This is a genomic window from Dehalococcoidales bacterium, from assembly GCA_028717385.1.
In the GTDB taxonomy this organism is placed as follows: domain Bacteria; phylum Chloroflexota; class Dehalococcoidia; order Dehalococcoidales; family CSSed11-197; genus CSSed11-197.
This window is the reverse complement of the sequence record JAQUNW010000035.1, coordinates 1-10,499: the sequence shown is the minus strand read 5'-3', so window position 1 is coordinate 10,499 and position 10,499 is coordinate 1. Positions and strand designations below refer to the sequence as shown.

The 10,499-nt window shown below is 45.0% G+C and carries 11 protein-coding genes; 5 read left to right on the top strand and 6 right to left on the bottom strand.

Features of this window, described 5'->3' with window-relative positions:
* From rsmD to PHX29_06395, 3 genes are all read left to right on the top strand, one after another.
* Window positions 1-617, top strand: a 617-nt coding sequence (rsmD, locus tag PHX29_06405) for a 16S rRNA (guanine(966)-N(2))-methyltransferase RsmD (protein ID MDD5605518.1), incomplete at its 5' end; no start/stop codon positions are given.
* A 2-nt stretch (window positions 618-619) separates the two neighbouring features.
* Window positions 620-1,111, top strand: a complete 492-nt coding sequence (gene coaD / locus PHX29_06400; protein MDD5605517.1) for a pantetheine-phosphate adenylyltransferase — start codon at window positions 620-622, stop codon at window positions 1,109-1,111.
* A gap of 20 nt (window positions 1,112-1,131) precedes the next feature.
* A complete protein-coding gene (locus PHX29_06395) occupies window positions 1,132-1,434 on the top strand; it encodes a YfhL family 4Fe-4S dicluster ferredoxin (protein ID MDD5605516.1) in 303 nt (100 codons plus the stop codon).
* 7 nt (window positions 1,435-1,441) lie between these two features.
* Here the strand turns inward: PHX29_06395 and PHX29_06390 are convergent, their stop codons facing one another.
* The 3 genes from PHX29_06390 to leuS are packed head-to-tail and all read right to left on the bottom strand — an operon-like array spanning window position 1,442 to window position 5,213.
* Entirely contained in the window at window positions 1,442-1,936 is a 495-nt protein-coding gene (locus tag PHX29_06390; GenBank protein ID MDD5605515.1) for a CvpA family protein, read from the bottom strand.
* A 32-nt stretch (window positions 1,937-1,968) separates the two neighbouring features.
* Window positions 1,969-2,772 carry a pyrroline-5-carboxylate reductase gene (proC, locus tag PHX29_06385; protein MDD5605514.1) on the bottom strand — a complete coding sequence of 268 codons (804 nt, stop codon included), beginning with the start codon at window positions 2,770-2,772 and terminating at the stop codon, window positions 1,969-1,971.
* On the bottom strand, window positions 2,769-5,213 hold the full coding sequence (gene leuS, locus PHX29_06380; protein MDD5605513.1) for a leucine--tRNA ligase: 2,445 nt from the start codon (window positions 5,211-5,213) through the stop codon (window positions 2,769-2,771). Before leuS ends, proC begins: the two co-directional genes overlap by 4 nt.
* Before the next feature lie 229 nt (window positions 5,214-5,442).
* Between leuS and PHX29_06375 the strand changes: the two genes are divergently transcribed.
* On the top strand, window positions 5,443-6,342 hold the full coding sequence (locus PHX29_06375; protein MDD5605512.1) for a cation diffusion facilitator family transporter: 900 nt from the start codon (window positions 5,443-5,445) through the stop codon (window positions 6,340-6,342).
* Between the two features lie 40 nt (window positions 6,343-6,382).
* Here the strand turns inward: PHX29_06375 and PHX29_06370 are convergent, their stop codons facing one another.
* Window positions 6,383-6,856 (bottom strand): hypothetical protein, encoded by a 474-nt coding sequence (locus PHX29_06370; GenBank protein ID MDD5605511.1) that lies wholly within the window; start codon window positions 6,854-6,856, stop codon window positions 6,383-6,385.
* 225 nt (window positions 6,857-7,081) lie between these two features.
* Between PHX29_06370 and PHX29_06365 the strand changes: the two genes are divergently transcribed.
* Window positions 7,082-7,651 (top strand): aldolase, encoded by a 570-nt coding sequence (locus PHX29_06365; GenBank protein MDD5605510.1) that lies wholly within the window; start codon window positions 7,082-7,084, stop codon window positions 7,649-7,651.
* Window positions 7,652-7,872: 221 nt separating this feature from the next.
* On the opposite strand, the gene PHX29_06360 is transcribed toward PHX29_06365, so the two are convergent.
* Window positions 7,873-8,790, bottom strand: a complete 918-nt coding sequence (locus PHX29_06360; protein MDD5605509.1) for a branched-chain amino acid transaminase — start codon at window positions 8,788-8,790, stop codon at window positions 7,873-7,875.
* 72 nt (window positions 8,791-8,862) lie between these two features.
* On the bottom strand, window positions 8,863-10,065 hold the full coding sequence (locus PHX29_06355; protein MDD5605508.1) for a mechanosensitive ion channel family protein: 1,203 nt from the start codon (window positions 10,063-10,065) through the stop codon (window positions 8,863-8,865).
* Window positions 10,066-10,499 lie beyond the last annotated feature (434 nt).

The following is a 10,499-nucleotide window of genomic DNA, read 5'->3' as shown; positions in this document are numbered from 1 at the left end:
ACAGGTTTGATGCAACAATTACAGGTAGTGATTTTAGCTGGCGACTCCAATCCTTTATAATTACAACCATGAGGATTATTAGCGGAGTAGCGAAAGGGCGTCACATCAAGATGCCCAAAGGTACACCAACTCGTCCGGCGACGGAGCTTGTTCGCGGAGCTATATTCTCATCGCTTGCTAACCTGGGGGCTTCAAGCGATAATGTGCTGGATTTATTCTCTGGTTCCGGATCGCTTGGGCTGGAAGCACTCAGCAGGGGAGCCGGATGGGTTGATTTTGTTGACCGTGACAAGCGCTGTTGTGCTATAATCAAGGAAAATCTGGCTAACTTGGGTTTCGGCCAACAAGCCAGAGTGTATTGCCTGAATGTAAGTCGGGCGATAGATTTGGTGGACAAGGAGTACAATTTAATACTGATGGATCCTCCCTATCCTAGTACTGAGATAGACAGTATCCTGGAACAGCTGGCAAATTCTCCCCTCGTAGGCTGTAGTACTATTGTATGCACCACCCATTCATCCCGCCGTCCATTACGGCAGGAATATTCGTCCATGAAAATGTTTAAAGAACTTAAGCATGGCGATAGTACTGCTGCATTTTTCATGATGGAGAGTTAGCCGTGATCACTGCAATTTACCCAGGAACGTTTGATCCTATTACCAACGGTCATATCGATATTGCTGTTCGTTCAGCCCGTTTATTTAGTAAAGTTGTGATTGGTGTTTTTGATTTCCCCAAGAAAGAATTGCTTTTTTCTTTAAAAGAAAGGGTTTTACTGGCTCAAGAGGCAGTAAAAGAGTATAGCAATATTAGCGTTAAGCCATATTCCGACCTTACAGTAGATTTTGCACGCAAATGCGGTGCGCAGGTACTGGTGAGAGGACTCAGGGTAAGTGGTGATTTTGAATTTGAGTTTGCAATGGCAATGATGAACAAGCAGCTCGATCCTGACCTTGAAATGGTATGTCTCATGGCCAGCCCGAAATTCCAGTTTTTAAGCAGTTCGATATTGAAGGAAGTTGCCCGTCTGAATGGCGACATTAGCGATTTCGTTCCAACGCATATCGCCCGCGCTGTGAGGAATAAGCAGCACCCGGGAAAAAATAGTTAGCAAGAAATAATTCTCGATATATTGACAGTGATTATTCAAGGAGGAAAAATAACCAGATGGCATACAAAATAACGGATGATTGCATTAGTTGCGGTGCCTGTGAAACGGAATGCCCCAACAATGCTATCAGCGAAGGAGAGACGAAGTACGTCGTTAACCCGGCCCGATGCACGGAGTGTGTTGGCAGTTACCAGTCTCCGCAATGCGTTGATATATGTCCGGTAGAAGCTCTCGTTTTGGACCCAGAAAACGAAGAGAGCCGAGATGCTTTACTGGAAAAGTGGAAGGCGCTTCATCCTGGTGAAGAGCCCAAGCTGGACTAGCCGCAAGTTAAAACAGGAACGCGGTAAAAAAATCGCGCACTGAGTCAAATTCTGCAGGTAATAACGCTACCAGCAACGGAAATTTACTTACCAGAAAGCAGGCAATGAATGAATCGGTCAGAATGGAAGATTCAAATAGTTTTACCCAGAGTGATAACAGTGCACCAAGCAATGTAGCGCCGATTGTCAAACCCAATATCGCGCCGCCGATACGGTCTGCCCATCCCAGCAGAATAGCCGAGATGACAGTTTTTACCAAGTTGGCCAGAAGCGTTGTGATGATCATTGCCGCAATCAGTATAAGTACGAAAGAAAACACATTAAACACGTTGTTGCCGCTAAAACCAAACCATGCACTAACGTTGTCATAAAAACGGCTGGCCAAGATCACTCCAGCTATTGCGCCAACGATAGCGAACGCGGATTTAATAAATCCGCGTGTGAGCCCGTGAAAAGCACTGAGGCCCAAAAATACTAGAAGTATAATATCAAGCCAGTTCATACTGTATTATTATAACATAATGAATGGGCAGCTCAATGTCTGCCCATTTCAGTAGCTTTGCGATATGCGGCCATGATTGCCCCGTTTATGATTTGTTTAATATCATTTGATTCAAAATAAGCAATCGCTTCGGCGGTTGTGCCCCCGGGTGAAGTAACTTGGCGCCTTAATTCCGAGAGGTTTTGGCTGGATGACACTGCATATGTTATTGAACCCTTAGCAGTTTGTAAAACCAATTTACGTGCAGTTTCAATATCAAAGCCAAGCTTGATTGCTGAATCGACCATATATTCCATAAAAAGGAAGAAATATGCTGGGCCGCTGCCACTGATTGCAGTTGCTTTATCTATATAACCTTCATCACTTACGCACAGGGCTGACCCCATCGATGAAAGAATAGTCTGTGCATCCCGCTGTTGTTTGGCAGACACTTGCTCGGACGCAGTCCAGATCGTCATACCCATACCAATTTGGGCTGGAGTGTTTGGCATTGCTCGAATAATTTCGTTATGTTGGAGTTTGGTTATCAGCCTGGCAAGGGGTGTCCCAGCCAGGATCGATATTATTAACTGACCAGGTTTGAACCTGCGGGAGAGATCTTTCGATAACTCATCCAGATTTTGAGGTTTTATTGCCAGAATTACTATATCTGCAGAACAGATCGCGGCTCGGTTGCTGGAAACGGTGTTGACGCTCAAGCTGTTCTGTAGCATTTTCAGATTTTCAGGATTTACATCGCTGACAGTGATTTCTTCCGCGGAAATTGCCTGGCTTTCAAGTAAAGCTTTAATGATAGCTTTTGCCATGTTCCCGCCACCGATTATAGTCAGTTTCATTTCACTACCAGATTGACTACTCTGCCGGGGACATATATGATGTCTGCCACGCTTTTCCCCTGCAGATATGGTGATACCCGGTCAGCTGTCATAGCCTTTTCCAATACTTCCTCTTTTGAGGTGTTAACCGGGAGATTTATTTTACCTTTAAGCTTGCCGTTTATCTGTACTACTATAGTGATTTCTTCATCTCGGGTTTTTTCTTCATCCCATTTTGGCCAGGGTTGGTTGTGTATTGAATAGGGCAGACCTCGCAGTTGCCAAATTTCTTCGGTGATGTGGGGAGCGGAAGGAGCCAGCATCAGGAGGAGCGATTTAATTGCTTCTTCCCAGTATTTGCCGGGAACTGAGCCTGTTTCCTTTACCTTCCCCAGGTAATTGGTTAGTTCCATCAAAGTAGAGAGCATAGTATTGAAATGGATGGAATCTATATCTTGGGTTACCTTGCGTATTGTTTGATGAAGATTTCTTTCGAATTCCCTCACGTTGGCAGTATCGATTGTATCAGACGGATTGTATTTATCAAGTGACATATTCCATACGCGGTTAAGCCAGCGATTGATTCCGGATATTCCAGAGTCGTTCCATTCCCCTCCCTGTTCCCAGGGAGCAACGAACATAAGGTAGGTGCGCACAACATCAGCCCCCAGCGTAGATACATAGTGATCAGGGTTAATCACATTTCCACGGGATTTGCTCATTTTTTGCCGGTTGACGATGATGGTACCTTGGTTGAATAGCTTGGTGAAGGGTTCATTAAAATCAACGAGCCCAATGTCTCGCAGCGCCTTGACGAAAAAACGGGAATAAAACAGGTGCATTACAGCATGTTCGGCGCCTCCGGTATACAAATCCACTGGCATCCAGTATTTCAGTTTTGCCTCGTTAAAAGCGCCCTGTTTAAAACCGGGACTGGTATATCTGAGAAAATACCACGATGAACACATGAATGTATCCATCGTGTCGGTTTCTCGTATAGCAGAACCTTTGCATTTCGGGCAGATCGTTTTAAGAAAGCCATCGTGATGTTTCAATGGAGATTCGCCACTGTTGGCGAACTCGACATCGGTAGGAAGCATAACCGGCAATTCGTCTTCGTTTACTGGCACGATACCGCACTGCTGGCAGTAAACCATTGGTATGGGTGCTCCCCAATAGCGCTGACGGGAGACTAACCAGTCCCGTAATTTATAACTTACTGCAAAATCACCCCACCCTTTGGCGGAAAGATATTCCGTAACCTTGATTCTGCCTTCGCTGGAAGACATTCCGTTGAAAGAAGCGGAATTTACCATAACTCCTTCATCAACGTATGCTTCAGTCAATTCTTCACCTCGCCAATCAGGAGGGGCAATTACAGTTTTTATTGGTAGGCCGTATTTTTTAGCAAAAGCAAAATCTCTATAGTCATGAGCAGGTACACCCATTACCATCCCGGTTCCATAGCTTAACAAGACATAGTCCCCTATCCAGACCGGGACTCGCTCTCCGTTAACATGATTTAATACATAAGCTCCGGTGAAAACCCCATCCTTCTCCTTTTCTGTTGAAAGCCGTTCAATTTCGGTTCTCTTACGAGTAGCTTCAACATAGGCAGCAACTTGATCTGCTTGATCTGGCGTGGTGATCTTCTCTACCAAAGGATGCTCGGGGGCTAATACGACATATGTTATTCCGTATACAGTGTCAGGTCGAGTAGTAAATACCTTGATGGTTCCCTCAGTTTCTTTATCACAATCTACATCGAAGCAAATTTCAGCCCCTTCACTTCTTCCAACCCAATTTTTCTGCATGGTCTTTATTCTTTCTGGCCAATCGAGCCCATCATGCTGCATAAGTTCGTCTGCATAACGAGTGATGCGGAAAAACCATTGGTTGAGAGCCCGCCTGATTACTGGTGTTTCACAGCGCCAGCATCCACCATCAACTACCTGCTCGTTAGCTAATACAACATTGCATTTCGGGCACCAGTTGACCGGAGCCTTGGCGCGGTAAGCTAGACCCGCTTCATAAAGCTTGAGGAAAAACCATTGGGTCCATTTATAATATTCCGGCTGGCAAGTGATAACCTCGCGGTCCCAATCATATATAGCGCCAATGCTTTTCAACTGACGGCGCATGTTTTCAACATTTTTCATTGTCCAGCTATGAGGGTGAATCCCGTGTTTGATAGCCGCATTTTCAGCTGGCAGACCAAAGGCGTCAAAGCCCATCGGGTGCAATACATTGAACCCCTGCATTCTTTTAAAGCGGGCGTGGACGTCGGATGGTGCCATGGCATACCAATGGCCGATATGGAGGTCGCCTGAAGTATAAGGAAACATCGTAAGAGCATACCACTCTGGTTTGGAAGGATCCTCGGTTACTTTGTATAGCTTGTCCTCATCCCATTTTTTTTGCCATTTAGGCTCAATTATCAGCGGATTGTAATCAGGTACCATCTACTCCTCCGTAAGGATTGTTGCCAAGTTCAATGTAATGCTACTATTGAGAGTTAATTGTAGCAATTGGGTTTGGCAGGCGCAACACTCACATTGACTTTAGTGATATAAGCAATTAGAATCCTCTGGTATATAAAATCCGTTTAAAAGTTTGTGTCAACCACCAGAGAGCTAACCAGCACGAATCACCTGCAATCATTTACCTTTGCTGCTAGCGGAGGTCTAAGGAATGAAGGAAAAACCATTATCTGAAAAACCCAGCTTTTTCCGCAGTAAGGAAGGCGGCAGTATTGTCGCGATTGCAGCTACTGCCACTTTAATTGTCATGAAGATAGTTGGCAGTCTTGTTACAGGAAGCATTGGGCTTCGCGCTGATGCTATCCATAGTATTATCGACTTATCCGGTGCTGCGATCGGACTGGCGGGTATAAAGATTGCCGCCAAGCCAGCAGATAAGGGGCATGCATTCGGGCATGGAAAAGCTGAAAATCTGGCTGGAGCCATTATCGGGGTATTCATTTTTCTGGCGGCTTGTTTTATTGCTTATGAAGCCATTGTCCGGCTAGTTTCCGCTGCTCAAATACAAATGGTAACTGCTGGTATTTACATCACTATAGGTGCCATTCTGATCAACTTGGTGGTTGCCTTATATGTCCTAAGGATTGCCAGAGATACAGATTCAGCTGCCCTGGAAGCCACCAGTCATGACTTGTTGGCTGATTCACTAAGCTCTTTAGGGGTGCTGGTCGGATTGGGCATTGTTGCTGTTACTGATAATTACATCTTCGATGTAATCGTAGCACTGGCAGTATCGCTATTAATCTTTCGAACGTCAGTTATTACTATCAGCAAATCAATCAGCAATCTAATGGACAGACGTTTGCCGCCGCATGAAGAGGAAATGATAAAAAAATCTCTGGAAAACTGTGGTGATGTTATCAGTTTTCATGCGCTGCGAACCCGGAAGGCGGGCAGCGAAAGGCATATTGATGTACACGTAGAAGTGCCTCCAGAGTATACTGTTTCACGCGCGCATGAAATATGCAATCAACTTGAAGTCCAGATTGAAGACCATCTACCCAATTCCCACGTCACTATCCATGTTGAGCCACATGGCTACCGTGTCTAAGCCGGGGACGAAAAATAAGGCCGTACTGAAAAATGGCTATTTATGTCTGTACTTTGTCTGCGTAAATCTTACGTAATTCTTCTATAAATTCCTTTGAATAACTGTCGATCATAAACTTGTATTTATCCCTGGCGGTTTCAAACTGCAGTTCAGTTTTTACTTCGAATGAATCTTCGTCGTGCTCAACCTTCTTCTTAGCCTTTAATCTATCGAGTTGGGGGTGAGGAAGGTCAAAATTCCCCTCAGTTTCAGTGAGTATATCTGCTGGGCTCATCTCCCAGTACCTTTGGTGGTAGTTTGATGTTGAAGTCATTTGTGCGCCCCACTGACCAAAAAAGCCCTTCCCTTCTTCCTTTGCCTTATCGCGAGCCTCTTTCACCGCAGTCTTCATCATTTGGCTTGTAAATTGCGCTAAGATGGTTCTTTCATTGGTACAAATAATTGTAAATGAATCTTTTCTGCCAAATGATTTGGGGCGATACGCACCGGGTATCACTGATATGGTTTTCTCCACGGTTGTTAGACCTCCTTATTATTCATATATGCAGTTATTGCATTTATCAATGGTTTTTATCTAATACCTGCAATTATCGTTCCGCAGAGGCTTTTAATTCCGTGCATTACTGCGATGGTTACAAATTATAGCTGACGTGCATAGAGTACTACAACAGACAATTTGCCTTTTTTGCTGAACTGGGTATACACTAACGGTGTAAAAAGCTCTGGGGGAGGGGTTTCTATGCTGCTAGACCAGTTCCAAACCATCGGCCGAGAGCTCAGCTCAAGAGGCTTGGTTACTTCGCATTCCGGTAACCTGTCCGTTCGATTCGGTGAACGTATGGTAATTACCCGTCGGGGTTCAATGCTCGGTTGTCTTACTGAGCAGGACCTGATTGAGACCGGTATTAGCAGGAACGATCGTAACACGCCTTTAGCCTCGTCTGAATTACCGGTTCACCGGGCTATTTACCAGTCTACCAATGCCCAGGCAATCGTCCATGCTCACCCCCCATATGCTACCGCCTTTTCCATTGCCGAACATGAAATTGTACCCAAGGATGAATGGTATGATGTTATCGGGAAAGTCCCCGTGCTCGGTTGGGGGCAAAACCTTAAACCAGGGTGTCTGGATGAGGAAGTTGCCCGCGAGCTTAAGGATAGAAGGGTTGTCATGCTATATGGGCATGGCAGTTTTTCCATTGGCCAGTTATTGGAAGAAGCTTTTAGTTTCACTACTGTTTTAGAAGAAGCTGCCAAGGTTCTGTGTCTTCTAAAGAGCATTAGTTCGGATAAAAATCCCCAAGGTTAATCATTCTGGCAGGTGCACTTTTCGAGATATGCCTGCTTTGCCATGAGGCTGTTAGCCAGCAAGCACAATTTTAAACACAATCGGCCGTTCTGTGTTCACCGTTTATTTGGCAAATGCCATTCTGGGTAAAAGATGATCGCCGGGCAGGCTATGGGCAGGAAATCCGTTAAGCATGCCATTGCGCAAATCAAATCAACCATATGTTGTAAGCTTTGAAAGGTTTATTCAGGGAATACCGGGGTGCACCAGTGTATATACCCGGGGATTTTCCCTCGAATAACATCGAAATAAATATCTCTTAGCTTAGCGGTTAATGGCCCGACGGCATTTGAACCGATTGTATAGTTATCTACTTCAGACACCGGTGTCAGATGTGCTGCAGTACCAGTCAGAAAGCATTCATCGGCGTTATACAGCTCGACCCGGTCTATTGAGCGTTCAATTGTTTCAATGCCGAATTCTTCGCGGGCAAGTGTGATAATGGAATCCCTGGTTATTCCAGGGAGAATATTATTGCTGATTGGCGGCGTCACTAATTTTCCGTTTGTGAAAATAAATATATTTTCTCCGCTGCCTTCTGCCACGTGGCCATCCGGCGTTAGCATAATTGCTTCGTCAAAGCCGTTTTCGACGGCATTGGTTTTTGCAAAAGCATTATTGATGTACATTCCAGCCAGCTTAATTGACGGCGGCATAGTATTGTCTGCCGGGCGGTGCCATGAAGAGACACCGCAACGCGCGCTTTCCACATCAAGATAGGCTCCCCAGGGTATGATGATTATCAGCAGGTCGTCTTCCAGGTTGTGTAAACGCACACCCAGCGCCTCTGAACTTTTATATGCGAGCGGTCTGATATATATATCTTCACGGAATTGACATTTTCTTGCCAGCTCTACAGTAATATTACATAATTCTTCCGACAGGTAGCCGGGATTCATTTTGAGTATTCTGGCACCATTTAACAGGCGCTGGTAATGTTCTCTTAGTCTAAAAAGGTATACCTGCCCGACTTGTTCGTTCCAGTTACCACGTATACCTTCAAAAACAGCTGTTCCATAATGAAGGGCGTGGGTCATTACCCCGATTTTGGCATCCTCCAACGGTACGGTTTTTCCCTGAAAAAAAGCAAATGATGGCATTGTGTTACTCCTCTCTATGAAGCTCGATTATACAACCACAACTGGAGTTTGAGCAAGGGGAAGAATCAATTGCTACTCCACCTGATTTTTGCTGAGCTCTTTGCCGCAACTTCCGCAAAATCGATTCCCCGTCAGAGACTGTGCCTGGCAGGACGCACAGGAAATTATAGCATTTGGAGTTTTATCTTTATCTCCCAAATACAGCTTTATATGCGGAAACGGGATTTCTATATTCTCGGAGTCGAAAGCTTTTTTAACTCTTCGCCTCAACTCTCCGGTAACCGCCCATTGTTCGTTCGGTTTAACATCCCCCAACATTCTTATATCAATGGAGGAAACATTAAAATGTTGAACCCTAAGCACCTGTGGCGGCGTTTTTATCTTGGAAGCAAATGCTTTGTCCTCAGCCAGCTCTTTGCCTACCTTATTAAGTACCTCGAAAACCCGGTCAAGGTCTTCACCGTAGGCTACCGGAACGTCCAGCTTTACTCTGGCCCAGTCCCTGGTATAGTTGGAGGAAATAGTAATTTCACCATTGGGTATAGAGTACACTATACCATCAAGATCCCTGAGCACTGTGCGCCGAAGATTTATTTCCTCAACTGTACCAACCCGGCCGGCTATTTCAACCACATCCCCCTTATTGAAATGATCCTCTAAGAATATGAACATACCGCTCAGGAAGTCTTTGATCAGACTCTGGGCGCCCAGACCGATGGCAACACCGGCCACCCCGGCACCGGCTAACAAGGGGGCAATATTAATATTAAATTCACCCAACAGCATGAAAATCGCAATAATCCCAATCAAGCCTCCCAAAGTGGTTGTCAGTACCGTACCAAGTGTTTGACTGCGGTTCTGGTACCATAATTTAGAATGTCGGCCGACGGCTCTCATCTGAAGATATTTTTCAACTAATCTTGGGATTGCCAGTGCGATGATGCGATATATAAGAAATGAAAGAACTATAATAAGAAGGATGGGCATGCCATGCTCCAGCAGCCATAATTGGATATTTTCCGAAGTAATATGAGCGCTGGCCCCCTCTTCAGACATTAAAATTGCCCCAATTGCACTGGCGATGATTAATAGCAGAAGGGTGCAGGTTAGCCAGAAAACGACTGGAAGAATTTTTTCCAGGCGATGGCTGTCTTTTTGGCTTTTTCTACCCAGCAGCTTTTTTCGTAGAAAGTCGCGACTAATTAGAACCAGCGATAGGATGAATGATGCAACGCTAAGAATCCATATTCCGTTTTGCATAAACCAGTTCCACATAATTTAGACCTCAGGCTGAAAAATTAATAAAAAGTATATCATAAAGAATGTTGAAAGGAGCAGTTTTTAATAAGCCGACTTTGGATAAAATTGTGATAGTAACGCGTCTTTTAATCGTGATAGGAGACTGCAAACAGTCTTGAAGCCTGGAGTTGACACCCTTTATTAACGTGTGATATTATCTACCTTGCTCTCATGACGAGAGAAGAGAGGAAGAATGTCAGGAGCAGGAACATAGTTTAACATAGGCGGCATAAAGCCAGGTAACGTCCTGGTGGCAAGCTGCCAGGGCGTTTAATTATGTTCTGGCACATTAACAAGAGAATATAAGTTTTTTTGTCCAAAGGCTAATACCAGGCCTGAAACAGGTCAAGCGGTAAAGGGCACACGGTGGATGCCTTGGCATCAAGGGCCGATGAAGGACGTGGCAAGAC

Coding starts and splice junctions, on each gene's coding strand:
- PHX29_06390 (MDD5605515.1), bottom strand. CDS start 1,936: ATGAACTGGCTTGATATTATACTTCTAGTATTTTTGGGCCTCAGTGCT.
- proC (MDD5605514.1), bottom strand. CDS start 2,772: ATGAAACTGACTATAATCGGTGGCGGGAACATGGCAAAAGCTATCATT.
- leuS (MDD5605513.1), bottom strand. CDS start 5,213: ATGGTACCTGATTACAATCCGCTGATAATTGAGCCTAAATGGCAAAAA.
- PHX29_06375 (MDD5605512.1), top strand. CDS start 5,443: ATGAAGGAAAAACCATTATCTGAAAAACCCAGCTTTTTCCGCAGTAAG.
- PHX29_06365 (MDD5605510.1), top strand. CDS start 7,082: ATGCTGCTAGACCAGTTCCAAACCATCGGCCGAGAGCTCAGCTCAAGA.
- PHX29_06360 (MDD5605509.1), bottom strand. CDS start 8,790: ATGCCATCATTTGCTTTTTTTCAGGGAAAAACCGTACCGTTGGAGGAT.
- PHX29_06355 (MDD5605508.1), bottom strand. CDS start 10,065: ATGTGGAACTGGTTTATGCAAAACGGAATATGGATTCTTAGCGTTGCA.